This window comes from Drouetiella sp. (assembly GCF_059504425.1).
Genome location: NZ_JCACIN010000097.1, coordinates 23576 through 42424 on the forward strand (window position 1 = coordinate 23576; position 18849 = coordinate 42424).

Genomic DNA, 18849 nt, shown 5'->3' on the forward strand with positions numbered 1-18849 from the left:
TGCGTTCGTCTTGAGAGAGTTATATCTTGAGAGAAAAGAGAAGTCGGTGAGAGGAGAACCCAGACGGATGGAAGATTTACCTCTATTTGTAGCGTCGGCGGGTCTGCTCATTCTGTATTTGGCGTGGTCTGCCAAAACCGAGATGGGCACTCGGTCGTTCTGGAGAAAATAGGTTCTGGAAAAGCGGGTTGATAAAAAGGCGAGGTAAAGCATGAGGCTTTTCGCCTTTCACGCTCTACCTCCCTGAAAATCAATAGCCTGGTTGCTCTGTTACTGGTTGCTTTGCTAAACGGGCAACTCGATACTGAGAAGAGCCTTAGTACAGCTCTTCTTCCTGGTGCGTACTGATGGTGACATCAGAAGTGGGATAAGCAACGCAGGTGAGGACGAAGCCAGCTTCGATCTGGTCGTCGTCTAAGAAGGACTGATCGCCTTGATCAACCGTGCCAGACGTGATTTTGCCAGCACAAGTCGAACAAGCACCCGCGCGGCAGGAGTACGGCAGGTCAAGACCTTGCTCTTCTGCGGCATCCAGAATGTATTCATCATCTGGAACGTCGATCGTGGTGTTGAGTCCTTCAGCTTCGTTGATCAACGTGACCTTGAAAGTTGGCATGTAATAATCCTCTCGATGTTAGATACGGCAGTATGAGTTCGCCCATAGCACCCTCAGCAATTCCCAAATCGAGAAATTTTGCAGAATAGGCTAACTCTTCTCTGATACTACGGGAAAAGTACAGACCTTTAACCTTAGATCTATAGCCAGGTTGAATGGGATTCGTAATGAGAATAGGGAAATTAAACCTGAATTGCTTATACCTTGGAGTATTTTCTGGAGATTGCTGAGGCATGGCTCACGACGATCGCGCTATGAAAAGCTTTAGAGCCTTTTTCATAAGGTTTCCTAACCTGAAAAACAAAACAAATTAGCGAGAATTATGTAATGGGATGAAGGGCGATCGCTCAGCCATTTATCGCTTGCTAAACCACGTTTTAAATGGTGAGATGTAGTCTTTAGCCAAAGATAAGATTTTTCTTCCAGTAAAAATTAAATTTGCAACCGTAGATAAACTGAAATAATTTGAAGATGAGTGTCAGCTAGCTTACTTCACTTTTCTCCTTCATCGCCTCACGAGCTGATTTTTTTGCCATGAAATCAACTCTAATGGGAGGCTAAGTCTGCATACCAACACTTAGGTCGTAAAGTCATGACGCGGTTAGCCTTATTGAGTGCATCCAACAAAACTGGAATTGTGGAGCTGGCCCATAGCCTGGTGACAGAATTTGGGTTTGAGCTGATTAGCAGTGGAGGGACAGCCAAGACGCTACAGGCTGCTGGAATTCCGGTCATCAAAGTTTCAGACTATACAGGTTCGCCTGAAATCTTGGGAGGACGGGTTAAAACTCTGCATCCTCGCATTCATGGAGGAATTTTGGCGCGGCAAGACCTGCTCGAAGATTTAGCTGATTTGGCAGCTAACAATATTCGTCCCATGGATTTAGTCGTTGTCAATCTGTACCCGTTTGAGCAGACCATTGCCCAGCCTAATGTGACGTTGGCAGAAGCGATCGAGCAAATTGATGTGGGTGGGCCAGCCATGCTGCGCGCTGCGGCAAAGAATTTTGCTCACTTAACTGTGTTATGTAGCCCCACTCAGTATGAGGGCTACTTGAATGAACTGCGAAGCGAATCTTCCCTCAAGCCTTCTCTAGCGTTTCGGCAAGCCTCTGCGCTACAGGCTTTTCAGCACACGGCTGCTTACGATCGGGCGATTGCGGCTTATTTAGAATCACAGGACGCTTTGAAATCGCCAGATCAGACCTGGACGCTGACGGGAACCCAAATCCAGGCATTGCGCTATGGCGAAAACCCTCACCAGTCTGCGGCATGGTACCAGACAGGGGGCACGCCTTCCGGGTGGGCAGCAGCAGAGAAGCTGCAAGGCAAAGAACTCAGCTATAACAATCTCGTGGACTTGGAAGCTGCCCGACGGATTATTGCCGAGTTCCCCACAACTCAAGCGGCGGCAACGATTATTAAGCACACGAATCCTTGTGGCACTGCCTTGGGAGATACGCTGCTGCAAGCCTACGAAAAAGCCCTGAATGCGGATGCCATGTCTGCCTTTGGCGGCATTGTAGCGCTGAACCAGGCGATCGATTCGCCCACGGCAACGGCGTTGACTCAAACTTTCTTGGAATGCGTTGTGGCTCCAGGCTGCGACCCCGAAGCCGCAAAAATTCTTAGCGCTAAGTCAAAAGTCCGGGTGCTGGTAATGCCTGATCTGGTGAGCGCCTCGGCACAGACGGACATTAAGCCGATCGCCGGAGGGTTTCTGATGCAGACGGCGGACGAGCAGAGTGCTGATGCAGCTACATGGCGCGTAGTGACCGCAAAACAGCCGACCGAGGCACAGCTGGCGGAACTTCTGTTTGCCTGGAAAGTCTGTAGACACGTGAAATCAAATGCGATCGTGGTGACGCGCGATCGGGCGACCTTGGGCGTGGGTGCCGGACAAATGAACCGAGTGGGTTCAGCAAAAATTGCGCTAGAGCAGGCGGGCGAGCGGGCGAAAGGCGCGACTTTGGCCAGCGACGGATTTTTCCCCTTCGATGATTCGGTGCGCACGGCGGCAGCGGCAGGCATTGAATCGATCGTTCAGCCTGGAGGCAGTTTGCGCGATCAGGACTCGATTCAGGCAGCGGATGAGCTGGGTCTAGTCATGGTGTTCACGGGAGTGAGGCATTTTCTGCACTAGCGGCATGACCTCTACGGGTCGTAGGGCTGGGTAACAAGGTCTGATAGCAGGATTTGATAGTGGGGCATCTAGGATCATCATTTCTGAGCATTTTTGGCATTTTTCAGCAATTTCTTGATATCGTTTTCTGAAATCTGCAATTCTGACTTTGTGAGGTGAAGCTTGCAAGGTATGGTTCTCAAAATCTCGTTCTTGAAATCTCGTTTCTAAAATTCCTCACCTGATCCTCTAAACCGATGCAGTCCCTTTCTCGATCGCTTCAGCTTCCCCAACAGATTCCAGATCAAGTCGAAGTCACCTTGCTGCTTTCGGGTGGGCAGGAGTATACGCTGTCTGTGCCCACCCAAGATTTGTTGCTCCGGCAACTCTTTGAAGTCGTGATGGATTGGGAAGGCAAGCGGGTAAAGCGGCTGTTTCAAGTGCCCATTCAGCAGGGTCAGGCGATGCTGGTGTTTCCGTGCGATCGATTAGTAGGGCTAATCACCAATCCGCCCATGATTGTGCAGCAGCCGATTCAGGTGCAGCAGCCGATCCAGGCGCAGCAGCCAATCCAGGCGCAGCCAAGCCGTGAAGCTGCCGCAGAGCAGAATATTATTCCCTCTAAAGCCTTTCAGTTCGATCATGTTTTGTCCCCTAGCGAGCATCGGCAGTTGCTCAGCTATGTGCAAAAACGGGAGTCGTTGTTTGTGAGCACCAGCACTTCCACAGGCGACCTATCTCATCGTCAGTCGGTTGTGCTGTATGAGTTTTCAGAATTTTCGGAGCTAATTAGCAGCCGCATCCGGGCTTTCCTCCCCGAAGTGCTGGCACAATTTGGACTGGCAGATTTGCCCACTAGCTCAATTGAGTCGCAGTTAACGGCTCACAATGATGGACATTACTACCGAGTGCATAATGACAGCGGCAGCCCGGATACCGCCTCGCGAGAGCTGACCTACGTGTATTACTTCAACCGAGAGCCAAAGCGGTTTTCGGGTGGCGAACTACGGATTTATGACAGCCGCATTGAAAACAACTTTTTTGTCCGGGCAGAAACTTACAGAACGATCGAGCCTCGCAACAACAGCATCGTATTTTTCTTGAGTCGATACATGCACGAGGTGCTGCCTGTTCAATGCCCATCGCGCAAGTTTGCCGCCAGTCGGTTTACAGTCAATGGCTGGGTGAGAAGGGTTTAGAGCTAGGTGAGCGGATTGATCTGGGGTTGAATCTAAAATCCAAAATTTCTAGCTTCCGACCCATTGCTGAGAGTTGACGATCTGGTCGATCTGATTTTCTAGTTCAGTAAGCGATCGTGGCGCGTTATTCAATTCTGGGCGATCGCTGGAGCCATAGCGCCATACTCGCTTGCTCTGTCCATTTGAGCTGATGGAAGTCCAGGCTCCAGGCAGATCGGTCGCTTCAGCAACATACTGATTTTCTAACGAGAAGAAATTTGCAGTCTCGAAAGCGGTCACAAGCTGCTGCACCTGTTCAGGGCTAATCTGAGCGGTGCGCTTGCCTATCACGGCGACAAAGGCTGTGCCTTCATAGACTACTCTGCCATCGCCATAGACAGTAAGTTGATAGACAGGACAAGTTCCAAAGCAGGCTGTTCTCTCTAATGTAATCACCGCATCGGCATAATCTGAACTTTCCACGTCTGTTTCTACAGGAGCGACCTGAGCAGTCGTTTCTACCGGGGCAACTTGGGCTGTGGGGCTAGGCTGGGCAGCGATCGCCCACAGCGGACTGCCCATGAGAGCCAGATAAAAACCAGTTACGAAAATAGTCTGCATTGTTCAACATTCCTCTAACCTGCTCTCAGTATCTGCGCTGCCATTCGCTTTGATGAGTTGGTTGCCAAAACCGAAACGAACTTTGTTTATGGCGCTACGCGCTTAGATCCAATGAGTTATTTTTTGAGAGCCGCGCGGAGCGCGGCTCTCAAAAAATAACTCGTCCTAACTCAAGTACGTAGGGCCATACCTGATTTGCTGGTACAAATCTCATACATATCTCATACAAATCTGCGTAGAACTTAGCGAAACTCGCAGCATAGCTGTCGCCAGTTTGCTTAGGTTATCTTGGGTGGGGCGCTTCGTGCTTCACCCAAGATGACCCGTCCTCGCCGCCTCGGCGGTTGCTGTAGAACGAGACAAGGATCAGGATTGCGATCGCCAATTTTCCACTTATTTTCAAATGATTTTCAAAAAAACTCACAAAATAGTTCCCAAATACTACCGTTCAGGTGTATTAAAGAGCTAATGTACTGATAGATTAGATCCATTCAGCTCGATCCATTGCTGCACGCCTGTGATACCGCTGCAACTCACCCTGAAAAACTTTTTAAGCTATCGGGAGGCAACGCTAGACTTTCGAGGTCTACATGTCGCCTGTATTTGTGGTGCTAACGGCGCAGGGAAATCTTCTTTGCTGGAGGCGATTGCCTGGGCAGTATGGGGCGAAAGCCGTGCCCTCACTGAAGATGATGTAATTCACTTGGGTAGCACAGAAGCTCTAATCGACTTTATCTTTCAATGTCGCCAGCAAACCTATCGGATTATTCGTAGCCGCTACCGAGGGCAGTCCAGCACGCTGGAATTTCAGATTCAAACTCCTGACGGATTTCGATCGCTGACCGAGAAGGGCGTTCGCGCCACGCAGCAGATCATCTTGCAGCATCTCAAGCTCGATTACGACACCTTCATTAACTCGGCATATCTGCGCCAGGGTAGAGCCGACGAGTTTATGCTCAAGCGCCCGACCGATCGCAAACAAATCCTTGCCGATCTGCTGAAGCTCGATCGCTACGACGAACTTGCCGAACAGGCAAAGGAAAAAGCCCGCCAGTTCAAAGCCGAGCTGACGCTGCTAGAGCGTAACGTCGCCGGAATCACGACTCAGCTAGAGCAGGTGGCTCAGCTGGAAGACGAAGAGACTCAGCTCACCGCCACGATCGCCCAAATGCAGCAGCAGCAGCAGCGCGATCGCCATCAGCATCAGCAGCTACAAGCCTTACACCAGCAGCGGCAAACCTGGCTTCAGCAGCTTGGTTTTCAGCAGCAGCAGCAGCAGCAGCTGACCCAGGACTGTCGGCGCTTGCAGCAAGATCTCGCCAAGGCTCAGCAGCAGCAGCAAGATTTGCAGGCCGTTCTAAGAGAGCAAGAGGCGATCGTTGCTCATTATGCCCGTCTACAGCGCCTTCAGCAGGAAGAAGAACTTCAGTCGGCAAAATTTCAAACCCATCAAACGCTGCACAATCAGCGCCAGCAGCTTCAGCAGCAAAAAGCAGAACAAGAAAGCCATCTGACTCAGCAGCTTCAGCAGGTTCAAGCTCAGCTTGAGGCACTGCACCAGCAGCAGCAGGAAATTCAGCAAACCCTGACCCAATCTAGTGAAATAGCGGCAGGTCTGGAGCAGTTGCGGCAAGCCAGAATTCGGCTGACTGAACTCGACCATCTGCAAATGAAGGCGACTCCTCTGCTGCAACGCCGCCAGCAGCTTCAGACCCGGATCGATCGCGCCCAGACGCGTCTAGCTGCCCGGTTGGAAGAGCTTGAGTCTCTACGGCGATCGCTTGAAGCCCAGCAACAGCGACAGCCCCAGTTGCATCAAGCCGTCCTCACGCTTGCTGAACAAATTGAGCATCTAGAGCAGCGGCGCGCCTATCAGGAAAAAGTGCGAGACAAGGGCATCGAGCGTCGCACTTTTTTAGAACGGCTTCAGGAACAGCAGCGCGAATGCGAACGCGACCTATCTGAGCTAGACCATAAACTGCTGATGCTGCAAAAAGAGGTAGGTCGAGAACAGCAGCCCGTTGGCGCATTAGAGCATTACGCAGACCATCGCCATGAGAGAGCCTCCGAAACTTCCATAACGGGGGAATTGGCAACTCTCGCACCCTCTCTCTACCCCCCCTGCCCTCTGTGCGATCGCCCCCTGGATGAACCTCATTGGCAATTGGTGCTGCAAAAACATCGGGCCGAGCATGAGGACACCTTGAACCAAATCTGGGTACTCCGTGAACAGTTGACAACCTCCGATCGCGAAATCAAAATCCTCCGACAGGAATACCGAGAATTGGACAAAGAGCTATCCCAGCGCGAGGCTTTAATCGAGCGGCGGGGAAAGCTGCAAGAGCAGTTGCAGGGCGCTAATGAAAATCAAGTTCGCCTACAGCAGATTGCCGCCGAACAAGCCGAAATTGAGCGATCGCTTCAGCAGCAAGACTACGCTACCGAGTTTCAGGAGCTGCGCTTACTGGAGCAAAGCCTGGGGCAGCTCAGCTATGACGACAAAAATCATGCCCTTGCCCGTGGACAGGTCGATCGCTGGCGTTGGGCAGAAATTAAGCAAGCCGAAGCGAAGCAGGCCCAAAAGCGACAGGCGCAAATTGCCGAGCGTCAGCCTGTCCTGGAAGCGACCTTGACCCAGCTAGAGCAGCAGTTGGCTGAGCTGGCGCGATCGCCTCTGCAACGGCAAATTGAGCATCTGGAGCAGCAAATGGCGGCGATCGGCTACGACTTAGAGCAGCATACGGCGTTACGGCAGTCGTTGCGGCAAGCCCAACCCTGGCAGCTCCGCTACCGGGAGCTAGTCCAGGCTCAACAGCACTATCCTCAACTCCAGCAGCAGGTGCAGGAATTGAACGCCCTCTGGAGTAGCCGTAAACAGGCGCTTCAGAGCTTATCTAGCCATGTTCAGGCTCTAGAGCAAGAGATTCAGCAAGCCCCTGATGCCAACTCGGCTATTGCGGTCTTGGAACAGCAGATTCAGCAACAGCGGCAGCATTTAGACGATCGCCTCTCTCATCTGGGTCGTATTCAGCAGCAGCGGCAGCAGCTCGAAGCCCTAAAGATGCAGCATTCTGCCCTGAGCGTTCAGCTTCAAACCGCTCGGCATCAGATGCGAATTCACCAGGAACTTGCCCAGGCTTTTGGCAAAAACGGGCTGCAAGCGCTGATGATTGAAAATGTCCTGCCCCAGCTAGAAGCCGAAACCAACCAGATTTTGGGACGGCTTAGCGCCAACCAGCTCCATGTGCAGTTTGTCACCCAACGCGCCCGTAAAGGGTCGCAGCGCGATGCTACAAAGCTGATTGACACGCTCGATATCTTGATTAGCGATGTTCAGGGGACGCGACCCTATGAAACCTACTCAGGCGGCGAAGCGTTCCGCATCAACTTTGCCATTCGGCTGGCGCTGGCGCGGCTTTTGGCTCAGCGATCGGGTACTGCCCTTCAGCTTTTGGTGATTGATGAAGGTTTTGGCACCCAAGACGAGGCAGGATGCGATCGCCTCATTACCGCCATTAATGCGATCGCTGCTGATTTTGCCTGTATCCTGACCGTCACCCATATGCCTCATCTTAAAGAAGCCTTCCAGACTCGGATTGAGGTTTACAAGACAGAGCAGGGTTCGCAAGTGAGCCTAGTATGTTAGGCGGGCAAGTTCGGTTATCTGCCCAACTTTAGGGCAACAATTTTGCTGACAATAGCGTTTATTGAATAGGGAGATTTTGATGCCGGGAATGGACTAATGCTAAACTGCAACTTCGATCGCAGAAGCGGGCAATCTGTATCAAGGGAGAGGTTCATCCGTCTTTGATGAGGGCGCGATCGTTTCCCTCTATTCATTCCCGCTCTGAATCCCCCACTCTCATAATGGCTAGAAATCGAGGCGTAGAACCGTGAACAACGACAGGAAAAGACAGCCGCACTATGGCGATCGACAGGCGCTCCAACCCTTCATGGATGATTTGCCCGTCATGTCGCCCCTATCTTTTGCACCCGCCGCTCTGGTTCTGAACCCACCCTCTAACGATACGGAGCCTTCATCCTACAGGCTGTCCCCCAAGACCTCCGAGATGCCCTACCTGATTCACTGGCTTCAGTCTGGCGGCAACCTGGACTTTATGGTTTTAGCACTCTGCTCCTGTGTGCTGACAGTGCTATGCCATCAGCCCACGGTTTTACCGGGCGAAGCGACCTCTACACCCTCTAGCTCTCAGTCTACACAAGTAAACTTTGCCATCAAGGCAGGGCTGCTGACAAAACTTCCCAAGCAGACAACGCCAAAACTACGATCGGACGACCCAGACGATTCTAATTAAGCGCATTCTTGCTCTGAGAGAGTTGTCTAGAGGCTAAACTAGAGGGTCTAAAATCTCTCTAGGCAATCACCCATGCTGATCAATAGCCTGATTTATATCCTGGCGGTGCTGGGAGCCAACTATACTGCCACCTGGTTTATCCCATTTCCGTTTTACGGTCAGGCGGCAGTCGGCACCTTCATTTTTGGCGTGACGTTTACTCAGCGCGATCGCCTGCATCAGTATGGCAGACGCTATGTATACCGAGCCATTGCCGTTGCGGCAGGTGCCAATGTGCTCATGAGCCTGGTGCTGGGTGTGCCCATGCGCATCATTGTCGCCTCGTTTTTGGCGATCGTATTGGCGGAAACAGCAGACACAGAAGTCTACCAGCGCTTAATCAGGCGATCCTGGCTCGTACGGGTGGCAGGCAGCAATGCCGTTTCAGTACCGCTAGACACGCTGCTCTTCACCCTAATTGCCTTCTGGGGCGTTGAAGGATTTCCCCCTGCGGTGATTGCCTCTATTCTGGTGGGCGATACGGTGGTGAAGTATGCGATCGGGGCATTGGTGGCGCTCTACCGAGGCAAGCAAATGGATCGGTGGCAGCCGGAAGGTTCGCCAGATTAGCGCGATCGGTTTAGCGTAAAAAGCTGCTGATTAGCCACAAAACCACAAAGGTGACGATTGCCGCAAAACTCTCTACGGAGAAAGGAGCCATTGAGGGCTGAGCCGCGAACAATCCGCTTGCCAAGCGACCTAGCTGGATTCCGATCAAAATTCCTAGCACTAGACCTCCAAGAGTCAGCAAAAGCGCCCGCCCGAACTTTCGCTCTTTGCGATTGAGGAAATAGAAGCTAAACCCTACGCCCAGTGCCAGCCCCAGTGAAGGTGCGAACAGACTCAGGACGCTGGCGGCTCCAAACAAACCAGCAGGCAGCAAAATATCTCTACTGCTGGGTGTATCTATAAATCGCTGTAGCCAATCCGGAGCTTGCTTGACTGGCGCTGGAGTATGTTCAGGAGATGGCTCCACCAGACGCTCAGGAAAGCGAATGCGATCGGGCACTTTAATTTTGCCTTCTTGGCGAAGCCGGAGCCGATCCATCAAAATAGCGTCGTATGCCGATTCGATCGCTTCTATTTGCTTGCGATCGTTCCCAACTTCCTCTATCAGACGGCTTTTTGCCTCCTGAATCTCATCAAACGACGCATCTTCAGTTAAACCCAGCCGCTCGTAAGAACTTTTATCGCTCATGTACAACCTCTGGAAGACTCCCTCAACATAATTCGATTATGATTGGCGTAATGACACTCAGGGAGACTACTCGAAAACAGATTCGAGACGTTGGCTGTCACCCTACAGGGTTTGCTAGCGCTGCTAGCCAATAGTGTAACCATCTACTCGCGTTTCGCAAATAGAATCAGCGTAAAACTTAGGTTTTGCACTGTCCCCCTCTCAACCCCATATTTCTATGCTAGGCTGACCGCGATCGGTCTTTGCCGATTGACCTGAGAGCGACCATTCTGAGAGTGACTGCGGGGATGCAGACTCTAATCCTAATGACCATAACGCTGAACTCGTAGCCCTAAGCCCGTCATCTTACGAATTTCCCTACTTTCAGCCGATAATTTGAGTTAGCAATAATTTGAATTAGTAGTTTTGTCATTCCACAGTACGCAGAGTATATATTGATTGTGACCCTGTTTACGGGGAAGTGGGGCGATCGCATCCATTTTTTCATCTACTTTTAAAGATTTACCCCTTAAGATTTTCTTACTGCTCACTTTCACTTGATAGCGCTAAGGTTATGGCCATGGCTCCAGCCAAAATTCTTGTAGTCGATGATGATCCTGCGATCCGAACTCTCATTCACCGCTTTCTTTCTAAGCAGAGCTATCAGCTAGAATCTGCCGAAGATGGCAAAAGCGCTCTGGCAATGTTTGAGCAGTTCAATCCAGATCTAGTGATTTTAGATGTCAATTTGCCCGATGCGACAGGCTACAGCCTTTGCCAGGAGATGCAGAGCCGGACGGGAGTCTTCGTGCTGATGCTGACTAGCCGCAGCGATGAAGCCGACAAAATTCGCGGTTTCGCTCTGGGTGCAGATGATTATTTAACCAAGCCTTTCAGCTTGGGAGAACTAGAGGTTCGGGTGGGGGCAATCTTGAAGCGTCAGCGCCCTGTCACCACCGCAGAGCAGCAGTGCCTCACTTTCAACGGGCTGATGATAGACCCAGTGCGACGCGAAGTGACGCTAAACGCTGAAATTGTGCCACTCACGGCTCTGGAGTTTGATTTGCTCCACTTCTTGGCTAGCCATCCGGGGCGGGTGTGGCGACGGGCTGAGCTAATCCAAAAAGTCTGGGATTACGAATATGTGGGCGATCAGCGGGTCGTAGATGTTCACATTGGGCAAATTCGGAAGAAAATTGAGATTGACACGTCACAACCTGCACTGATTCAGACCGTGCGTGGGGTGGGCTACAAGTTTGAAGCTCCTCAACTGGGAGAAGAGTCTACTTCCGCTTAGGCTGCTCTCTTTGCCTAATTAGACCTGGGGTGCTCTCCCGAATGAGAGCACCCCAGGTCTAATGCCTAGTGTTTCCTAATGGTTGAGGATTTTTAGTTGCGTGGGTAAAGCCCACGCAACTAAAAATCCTCAAATAAGATACCGCTACCAATTCGCTTCAGTGACTAAACCCAGCGTTGAGCCACTAGCTCAGCTAGGTCAACAACTCGCTGGCTATAGCCCCACTCGTTGTCATACCAGGCAATCACCTTCACCATATCGCCACCCATCACCATCGTTAGGAAAGAGTCAATGATCGATGACTCGTCCGTCCCCCTATAGTCGCAGGAGACAAGCTCCAGTTCACTGTAGCCCAGGATGCCCTTCAGAGAACCTTCAGAAGCAGTTTTCAGCGCTTCATTCACCTGTTCAACGATCGTCGGTCTTTCAACCTGAACCACAAGATCAACGATCGACACGTTAGGTGTGGGCACCCGTAGCGCAATACCGTTGAGCTTACCTTTGAGTTCTGGCAGCACCAGAGCCACTGCTTTTGCCGCTCCTGTGGTGGTTGGCACAATGTTGAGGGCGGCTGCACGGGCGCGACGTACGTCCCTGTGGCTAGCATCCAGTAGGCGCTGATCGCCCGTGTAGCTGTGGGTCGTGGTCATCGTCCCTTTGATGATGCCAAAGCTTTCGTGCAGGACTTTGGCAACCGGAGCTAGACAGTTGGTCGTACAGCTGGCGTTGCTAATAATGTTGTGCTTGTGGTGGTCGTAGTCGTGGTGGTTGACTCCCATGACAAAGGTGCCGTCTTCCCCTTTGCCGGGAGCCGTGATCAGCACTTTCTTTGCGCCTGCTTCCAAATGCTTAGACGCTCCCTCTTTGCTGATGAATACGCCCGTAGATTCAATAATCAGGTCTACATCCCAAGCGCCCCAGGGCAAGTTTAGAGGATTGCGATCGGACGTACATTTGATGGTATGTCCATTAGCAGTGATGGTGTTGTCATCGGCGCTGATGTCAGCATCAAGCTTGCCCAGCATGGAGTCGTATCTTAAAAGATGAGCATTGGTTCTTGGATCAGAAGTATCGTTGATTGCCACCACTTCAATTTGGCTGTTCTGCCGTCCCAGCCAGCACCGCAGGAAATTGCGCCCGATCCGTCCAAAACCATTGATCGCTACTCTAGTCACCGCTTCTTGCCCTCTTGCTAAAAATGAAAAGATCGTTAAGTAATGCCTCAAATCATACACGTTTAGGAGTTTGCCTCTCAAGAGTTGGGGATCGCAGTTTTATGCTCAGCGGGGGGATTGAGAAGCTACAGTTTTGAAGGGGCGGGGATTTCAGTCAATAAGTATTTTTGCTTATTATTTTTAACTTTGGCTTCTGCGGCTAGATCAGCATCCTCTGTGAGTCGAGAAGCGCTCCGGTAGAGGGGTAAAGAGCGCCTTAAATTTAGAAACTCTAAGTTTTATAAAGATTGTGCTGGAGGATATAGTCTCTGACAGCATCTAGCACGAGATAGCGGATCGATCGCCGATCGCGGCAGTATTGCCGAATCAGTTGGGATGAGAGGCTGATCTGAGGCATATCGAGGATTTGCCAGTTTAGCGCGATCGCTTCCGCCGCCATTTTCTGGGCAACTTGCTCACAGAGTGCCTGCGTTTTGATTAGGTCTTTTTCTACAGAAGCCTCTAGACGAGGCGCAACGAGCCAAATGCAGTGGGGCAAAAGCTCTTGCCGACGATACCAGTAGGGCAGCGTCAAAAAAGTATCTAGCCCAACAATCCAATACCACTGGCTGGCAGCATGGATATCTTTCAAGGCGAGAAATGTATCCACGGCGTAGCTGGAGTGCGGTTGGATTTGCTCTACCGTGAAAAAGTTTTGCTCTATGGCGGAAACGACAAAGCTAGGGTGGAAGGCGATCGCCAATTTCAACATTTCTAATCGATGTTTGAAGCCCACCAGTTCAGCGGAAGACTTGTAGAGCGGACGATAGGTCGGCACCCAGATCACTTGCTCAAGTGCTAACTGATTTAGAGCCGTTTCTGCCATCAACAAGTGTCCCAGATGAATGGGGTTAAATGTGCCGCCTAAAACCGCTTTTGCTGGCATAATCCCAAGGCTGCTTCAAATTATCAAATTTTCAACGAAAAATTCTACAGTTCCAGCAAATCGTCTACGGTAGGTGACTTTCAAAAAGAAGGAACCTTCCGAAAAGAGTACTAGCTTTAGAAAGTTACCATGCTATACAGATTTAACAATATTGATACAGAATACAAATGATAGGGCATCCAAAAATACTGGCTGATGGAGCTGTCAGCTTATAGAGTTGTTAGCTTATGAATTTATTATGGGTCTGTCGTAAAAATTTATTTGTCTCTTTCAGGAATATTTTAGGTAGCCTGTGAAGTTACTTAGGTGTAACTCAATTTGTTTTTGTTCTCAAGGCTACTTTTTATTCTCAAGGATGCTTAAAGATCTCTTTTAGATTCCAGATATTGGTTGCGTCAGATTTTCTGAGTCAAGCGATAATTCTGCTCATCTAGAGAAATTTAGAGGAAAAAGCGTATCGCGCAAAAAGCAATTCTTGCTATGATATCGCGTGATGTTTGGTGTGGTGTGTGGTGTGTGTAAGGAGCTTTAATGCTGAATTCTGTTGATTTCGGCGGGAGACCATTTCATTTCATCGGCATCGGTGGAATCGGTATGTCGGCTCTCGCGTATGTCTTGACCCAGCGTAAATTACCCGTTTCTGGCTCAGATTTGAGCCATAGCCATATTACGCAGCGGCTAGAGAAGCAGGGGGCGCATATTTTTTGGAGTCAGGATGCTGCCAATTTAGAGGCTTTGCAACCCGTAGGTTATGAGGCAGGTCATGAGTCTGTCACCCAAGCACGCGCAGCGGCTCCTCAGGTAATCTGCTCAACTGCAATTAGCGCTGAGAATGCTGAATATCGAGCGGCGCTGAGTCTAGGCTGCCCCATATTTCACCGATCGGATTTATTGGCGGCGCTGATGCAGGAGTATGAGGGGATTGCGATCGCGGGCACCCATGGCAAGACCACGACCAGCAGCATGGTGGGCTACCTGTTGATGAAAGCTGGACTCGACCCAACCATTATTGTTGGGGGCGAAGTGAATGCTTGGGAAGGCAATGCCCGGATTGGACAAAGCCCCTATCTAGTCGCGGAAGCAGATGAGTCAGATGGCTCTCTGGTAAAGCTGGCAGCAAAAATTGGCGTTGTCACCAACATTGAGCTAGATCATCCCGATCACTATGCCACCCTAGAGGAAGTGATCGCCACCTTTCAAACCTTTGCGCAGCAGTGCGAAACGCTGATTGGCTGCATCGATAGCCCCACTCTCAAGTCGTGCTTGCAGCCCCACATTACCTACAGCATCCAGCCAAACGCCAAAGCTGACTACACCGTTGATAACATTGTTTACAAATCAGACGGCACGATCGCTCAAGTCTGGGAGCGCGGCGCTCTGCTGGGAACCCTACAGCTAGGACTGCTGGGCAACCACAACCTCAGCAATGCCCTGGCGGCGATCGCGGTTGGACGGCAGCTCGGTCTGGGGTTTGCTGAAATTGCCCCGATCCTGACGACTTTTGAGGGCGCACGACGACGGTTTGAATGCCGAGGTGAATACAATCAAATCCTATTTATCGACGACTACGCTCATCATCCTAGCGAAATTCAGGTGACGCTGAATGCGGCGCGTCTCCGTGCCCAGACCTCTACCCAGCGGCGGCGGGTCGTTGCCGTCTTTCAGCCGCATCGATATAGCCGGACACAGACATTTTTAAGCGAATTTGCGGAATCCTTTGGAGATGCAGATTTGGTCATTACGACAGAGATTTACAGCGCGGGCGAGCCAAACACAGGGCAAGTGACAGGGCAGAGCCTGTCAGAGGCGATCGCCGCTCACCACCCCCAGGTCATCTACCAACCCACGCTGTCAGAAGTCGCAACCTATCTGCAAGCAGCCTTGCTGCCGGGCGATCTGGTTCTCTTTTTGGGAGCAGGCAACTTAAATCGCATCATCCCTGAGCTGATGGCGTTTTGCCAAGCTGAAGACTCTGTATCGTCAGCCCTAAGTCCGGTCTAGCATCGGGTGAGGCTTCAGCCGCCCTAGCCGGATCACACCCTAACTGGAAAACACAGCACCCTCACTCCTCGCTACATCTGCATTCAATCCTTCAAAATCATGACGCTCTCAAAAGACTTTCCGCCCGTTCATGCACCTGGCTCAGGACGCTCTAACTCCAAACCTGCACTGGCAGAGAGCGGACACACTCGATTTGTTTCTTTAGGACAACAGGCTGTGGGGCAACAGACTGTGGGGCAACCGCTCGTGGGGCAACCGCTCGTGGGTCAGGAGCCTCAGCCTATCCGGCTTCCCGGAACAGATTGCATGATCAAACCCCAGGTTCCTTTGACCAGCCTGACTTCTTTTAAGGTGGGCGGACCAGCCGAAATGTATGTTGCACCTCGCCGCATTGAAGATCTGCAAGCTAGCTTCGAGTGGGCACAAACCCGTGGGTTGCCTATTACATTACTGGGGGCAGGCAGCAATTTGTTGATTAGCGATCGCGGCATCCCCGGTTTGGTGGTCTGCACCCGCTATCTGCGCTATTCCCACTTTGACGCTGAAACAGGGCGAATGACGGCAGCTGCTGGAGAACCGATCGCTCGCTTGGCATGGCAAGCCGCAGAGCATGGCTTGAGCGGTCTGGAATGGGCAGTTGGCATTCCGGGCACGTTGGGCGGCGCGGTGGTGATGAATGCCGGGGCACATGGTCTCTGCACCGCCGATATTTTGGTAGATACCCATACTCTAGCCATTGACGGCACTCTAGAAGTCTGGCACCCGGATCAGCTGAATTACACCTACCGCAGTTCTAAGCTGCAAGCCCACACTAGCCTAGCGGCAGCAGAGGCTATTCGTCTCGTGACGCAAGCCACGCTGCAACTTCAGCCCGGTGGCGATCCAGAGCAGCTAATAGCAGATACCACTCAGCATCTCGATCGCCGTCGCATCACTCAGCCCTACCATTTGCCCAGCTGCGGCAGCGTTTTCCGCAACCCAGGTTCTCACAAAGCGGGCTGGCTGATCGAACAAACGGGGCTGAAGGGACACAGCATTGGCGGCGCTCAAATTGCCCAGCGCCACGCCAACTTTATTCTTAACTGCGGCGGCGCCACAGCAAATGATATTTTTCAGCTGATCCATCACATTCAGCAAACGGTGGAGCAGAACTGGTCGCTGTGCTTGGAGCCTGAGGTGAAAATGATTGGTGAGTTTCACCTGGCTTGAACCTCATGCCTCGAACCTTGCCTTACTTGAACCTTGCTTTACTTGAACCTCATTAGAAGCTATGGGCTAAGATTGTTAAGCTAGTTTCAACTCAATAGATAGCAGGGAATTATGGCTAAACAAGGACAAGGCTTTGGTTTCGGTCTTGGCAAAATGAAGGAGCTGACCGAAGCCTTTAAGAAAGCTCAGCAAGTTCAAGAAGGAGCTAAGCAGCTTCAAGAAGAGCTGGAGCAGATGGAGATTGAGGGCGAATCGGGTGGCGGTCTGGTGAAAGTTGTGCTGAGCGGCAACCAGGAACCTCGTCGCGTCGAGATTTCTCCTGACGTATTGGCAGAAGGAGCCGAAGTGCTCTCAGACTTGGTAGCCGCAGCGATGAAAGATGCCTATGTTAAATCTACTGCTACCATGCGCACCAAAATGGAAGCTCTGACTGAAGGGTTAAATCTTCCAGGAATGTAGGATTTGCAGAATGCTGGGTTTCAGGCTTTGCCAGGTTTGTAGGCTTTAAGGCAGCAAGCCTGAAACCTGTTTACCTAAAGCTGCGGGTTCAGCAGACTCTGGCATTTGGAGTATGGCAAGCCCAAGCTATAGCAAACCTACAGATTCGTAAAGCTGCCGAATGATCGCCCTAACTTTTGTCGCGTACCCTGGTGTAACTGACCATCGGGGGGCAAGCTGGGCGATCGTTGGGGAAATTCCTCTGCGCACCAAGTGAAAACGCGGATCAACGGATGCCTGAATCAGCGGCTCGGTGCTGGCATAGGCTTTGAGGTGCTGAATATGCGCCCTGACGCCAATTCGCGGGTCAAGAAAACTCTGTCCTGATGCTCCCGTCCCTATGCCGCCTAATCCAGCAAAGTTGTTCTGCTCAGGTCGAATCAGTCCACCGAACTGAAGGAACTGGGTTTCTACGCACATCTGGGCGAAGGCAATATCGGGGTTAACCCATTCAATTTGACCTTCTTCTCGGTAGAGCTTAGGCAGATCGGCAAACTGCGCCAGACCTTCTGGGTTGTGCGCTTTCAGAAACATCATCATCTGCACTTCAGACGCATAGCCTCGTCCCATAATGCGATCGAGTTGGCTCGCCGGAATCATGAGCGCCGATCGCAGCTTTAGGGTACGCGTATCCTGCTCCCACTGCACAGCAATGTTGAACTCTCGCAGGTCAATGGCACGCAGGTAGACCAAGTTGCGATAGCCCAGCCGCTGAGCCGATCGCTGAACTGGCGACTGGACTGTAGACTCCTGAGACAAGTCAATTCCCATCTGGTCAACTAGATCAAACGGCACATAGGCGTTGCCATTTGCCAGGATGCCTTCGTCGTCATAAAGCCCGCCATTCAGCAAAATGCTGATGGGCTGATAGGTCTCAATCTTCTGCTCAGACAGAGCGCGGCTCCAGCTTGCTAGCCCTTCAGCAATGCCCAAGGCCACATCTTGGGGCTGAGCCGGAATCACCCACTGGTTTTCGAGGTTAGTGAGTTGTCCTACTCGCAGAGCCAACGAGGGAATTGCGACTTCGCGGCAGAAGGCAAGGCTGCCAAAGTCGGTGTAAGTATCCGGCTTTGTGCCGTGACTGGCGATTTGAGGGACTCGACGCAGATAAGCCTGCAACAACTGTTCGGCCTGAAGGCGACGCTGCTCGTTTTGAGCGATGTAGAATGCTGCCGCAGATTTTGCCGTAGATTTTGCCGTAGAGATTCTAACCCCATCTGAACCCTGATCTGAAGCAGATTGCAGCTCGATCGCCACATCTCCCGGCTGCGATCGCCGATTAATCCAATCGATCGCCTGATGGATGTTCAGATCCTCAGGAACCGCGAGAGAGTCATAGCTGCGGGATCGCAAAATCTGCGTCATCAAGTCGCGTAGCAAAATAATTTGGCGCGTTGCAGTGAGGTTGGCGATCGCCCCACTACTATCTCCCTCGCTGCCTCCCGCCGCAATAAAAATTCGTCCCATCTCTACTCCTTGACTGCTTGATGGATGAGCTGTTGGCTAACCCGCTCGGCTCCAAAGGCTAATCATAGACATCAAACGCTTTTACAGCACAAAGATTTATAGCAACCGCCAAGGAGGTTAGGATGGGGACATTTTTGGTGGGGCGCTTCGCGCCCCACCAAAAATGTCCTCAGCGAACTGGCGACAGCTATATTGACCCAGAATAGGA

General features: G+C 51.5%; 15 protein-coding genes. 9 read left to right on the forward strand and 6 right to left on the reverse strand.

What is annotated here, in order from left to right:
• Nucleotides 1–316 precede the first annotated feature (316 nt).
• Nucleotides 317–616 carry a ferredoxin gene (locus tag AC5JMP_RS22700; RefSeq protein WP_495853775.1) on the reverse strand — a complete coding sequence of 100 codons (300 nt, stop codon included), beginning with the start codon at nucleotides 614–616 and terminating at the stop codon, nucleotides 317–319.
• A 592-nt stretch (nucleotides 617–1208) separates the two neighbouring features.
• Here AC5JMP_RS22700 and purH point away from each other — a divergent pair.
• Together purH and AC5JMP_RS22710 are read left to right on the forward strand one after the other, a co-directional pair.
• On the forward strand, nucleotides 1209–2759 hold the full coding sequence (gene purH, locus AC5JMP_RS22705) for a bifunctional phosphoribosylaminoimidazolecarboxamide formyltransferase/IMP cyclohydrolase (protein WP_495853776.1): 1551 nt from the start codon (nucleotides 1209–1211) through the stop codon (nucleotides 2757–2759).
• Nucleotides 2760–2995: 236 nt separating this feature from the next.
• Nucleotides 2996–3937 (forward strand): 2OG-Fe(II) oxygenase, encoded by a 942-nt coding sequence (locus AC5JMP_RS22710; RefSeq protein WP_495853777.1) that lies wholly within the window; start codon nucleotides 2996–2998, stop codon nucleotides 3935–3937.
• Between the two features lie 48 nt (nucleotides 3938–3985).
• Here the strand turns inward: AC5JMP_RS22710 and AC5JMP_RS22715 are convergent, their stop codons facing one another.
• Nucleotides 3986–4537 (reverse strand): DUF6438 domain-containing protein, encoded by a 552-nt coding sequence (locus AC5JMP_RS22715; RefSeq protein ID WP_495853778.1) that lies wholly within the window; start codon nucleotides 4535–4537, stop codon nucleotides 3986–3988.
• A gap of 517 nt (nucleotides 4538–5054) precedes the next feature.
• Here AC5JMP_RS22715 and sbcC point away from each other — a divergent pair.
• The 3 genes from sbcC (at nucleotide 5055) to AC5JMP_RS22730 (ending at nucleotide 9462) form a co-directional block, all read left to right on the forward strand.
• Entirely contained in the window at nucleotides 5055–8183 is a 3129-nt protein-coding gene (sbcC, locus tag AC5JMP_RS22720) for an exonuclease subunit SbcC (RefSeq protein ID WP_495853779.1), read from the forward strand.
• 247 nt (nucleotides 8184–8430) lie between these two features.
• Nucleotides 8431–8853 (forward strand): hypothetical protein, encoded by a 423-nt coding sequence (locus AC5JMP_RS22725; RefSeq protein WP_495853780.1) that lies wholly within the window; start codon nucleotides 8431–8433, stop codon nucleotides 8851–8853.
• Between the two features lie 72 nt (nucleotides 8854–8925).
• Nucleotides 8926–9462 (forward strand): VUT family protein, encoded by a 537-nt coding sequence (locus AC5JMP_RS22730; RefSeq protein ID WP_495853781.1) that lies wholly within the window; start codon nucleotides 8926–8928, stop codon nucleotides 9460–9462.
• 10 nt (nucleotides 9463–9472) lie between these two features.
• Here AC5JMP_RS22730 and AC5JMP_RS22735 read toward each other — a convergent pair whose 3' ends face one another.
• Nucleotides 9473–10090 (reverse strand): CPP1-like family protein, encoded by a 618-nt coding sequence (locus AC5JMP_RS22735; RefSeq protein WP_495853782.1) that lies wholly within the window; start codon nucleotides 10088–10090, stop codon nucleotides 9473–9475.
• Between the two features lie 559 nt (nucleotides 10091–10649).
• On the opposite strand from AC5JMP_RS22735, the gene AC5JMP_RS22740 reads away from it, so the two are divergent.
• Entirely contained in the window at nucleotides 10650–11366 is a 717-nt protein-coding gene (locus AC5JMP_RS22740) for a response regulator transcription factor (protein ID WP_495853783.1), read from the forward strand.
• A 164-nt stretch (nucleotides 11367–11530) separates the two neighbouring features.
• Here AC5JMP_RS22740 and AC5JMP_RS22745 read toward each other — a convergent pair whose 3' ends face one another.
• Both AC5JMP_RS22745 and nadD read right to left on the reverse strand, forming a co-directional pair.
• A complete protein-coding gene (locus tag AC5JMP_RS22745; protein WP_495853784.1) occupies nucleotides 11531–12541 on the reverse strand; it encodes a type I glyceraldehyde-3-phosphate dehydrogenase in 1011 nt (336 codons plus the stop codon).
• Between the two features lie 271 nt (nucleotides 12542–12812).
• Nucleotides 12813–13466, reverse strand: a complete 654-nt coding sequence (gene nadD / locus AC5JMP_RS22750) for a nicotinate (nicotinamide) nucleotide adenylyltransferase (protein ID WP_495853785.1) — start codon at nucleotides 13464–13466, stop codon at nucleotides 12813–12815.
• A gap of 531 nt (nucleotides 13467–13997) precedes the next feature.
• On the opposite strand from nadD, the gene murC reads away from it, so the two are divergent.
• The 3 genes from murC to AC5JMP_RS22765 all read left to right on the forward strand — a co-directional run bounded on the left by murC (nucleotide 13998) and on the right by AC5JMP_RS22765 (nucleotide 17135).
• Nucleotides 13998–15467, forward strand: coding sequence for a UDP-N-acetylmuramate--L-alanine ligase (gene murC, locus AC5JMP_RS22755; RefSeq protein WP_495853786.1), 1470 nt, complete (start codon nucleotides 13998–14000; stop codon nucleotides 15465–15467).
• A 99-nt stretch (nucleotides 15468–15566) separates the two neighbouring features.
• Entirely contained in the window at nucleotides 15567–16676 is a 1110-nt protein-coding gene (gene murB / locus AC5JMP_RS22760) for a UDP-N-acetylmuramate dehydrogenase (protein ID WP_495853787.1), read from the forward strand.
• A gap of 111 nt (nucleotides 16677–16787) precedes the next feature.
• A complete protein-coding gene (locus AC5JMP_RS22765) occupies nucleotides 16788–17135 on the forward strand; it encodes a YbaB/EbfC family nucleoid-associated protein (protein WP_495853788.1) in 348 nt (115 codons plus the stop codon).
• Nucleotides 17136–17261: 126 nt separating this feature from the next.
• Here the strand turns inward: AC5JMP_RS22765 and tftA are convergent, their stop codons facing one another.
• Entirely contained in the window at nucleotides 17262–18641 is a 1380-nt protein-coding gene (gene tftA, locus AC5JMP_RS22770; RefSeq protein ID WP_495853789.1) for a hormogonium tapered terminus morphoprotein TftA, read from the reverse strand.
• Nucleotides 18642–18849 lie beyond the last annotated feature (208 nt).

Bases quoted from the DNA above. Each gene is read 5' to 3' on its own strand.
- tftA (WP_495853789.1), bottom strand. From the start codon at position 18,641: ATGGGACGAATTTTTATTGCGGCGGGAGGCAGCGAGGGAGATAGTAGT.
- AC5JMP_RS22730 (WP_495853781.1), top strand. From the start codon at position 8,926: ATGCTGATCAATAGCCTGATTTATATCCTGGCGGTGCTGGGAGCCAAC.
- murC (WP_495853786.1), top strand. From the start codon at position 13,998: ATGCTGAATTCTGTTGATTTCGGCGGGAGACCATTTCATTTCATCGGC.
- AC5JMP_RS22735 (WP_495853782.1), bottom strand. From the start codon at position 10,090: ATGAGCGATAAAAGTTCTTACGAGCGGCTGGGTTTAACTGAAGATGCG.
- AC5JMP_RS22710 (WP_495853777.1), top strand. From the start codon at position 2,996: ATGCAGTCCCTTTCTCGATCGCTTCAGCTTCCCCAACAGATTCCAGAT.
- AC5JMP_RS22740 (WP_495853783.1), top strand. From the start codon at position 10,650: ATGGCTCCAGCCAAAATTCTTGTAGTCGATGATGATCCTGCGATCCGA.
- AC5JMP_RS22700 (WP_495853775.1), bottom strand. From the start codon at position 616: ATGCCAACTTTCAAGGTCACGTTGATCAACGAAGCTGAAGGACTCAAC.
- murB (WP_495853787.1), top strand. From the start codon at position 15,567: ATGACGCTCTCAAAAGACTTTCCGCCCGTTCATGCACCTGGCTCAGGA.
- nadD (WP_495853785.1), bottom strand. From the start codon at position 13,466: ATGCCAGCAAAAGCGGTTTTAGGCGGCACATTTAACCCCATTCATCTG.
- AC5JMP_RS22715 (WP_495853778.1), bottom strand. From the start codon at position 4,537: ATGCAGACTATTTTCGTAACTGGTTTTTATCTGGCTCTCATGGGCAGT.
- AC5JMP_RS22765 (WP_495853788.1), top strand. From the start codon at position 16,788: ATGGCTAAACAAGGACAAGGCTTTGGTTTCGGTCTTGGCAAAATGAAG.
- purH (WP_495853776.1), top strand. From the start codon at position 1,209: ATGACGCGGTTAGCCTTATTGAGTGCATCCAACAAAACTGGAATTGTG.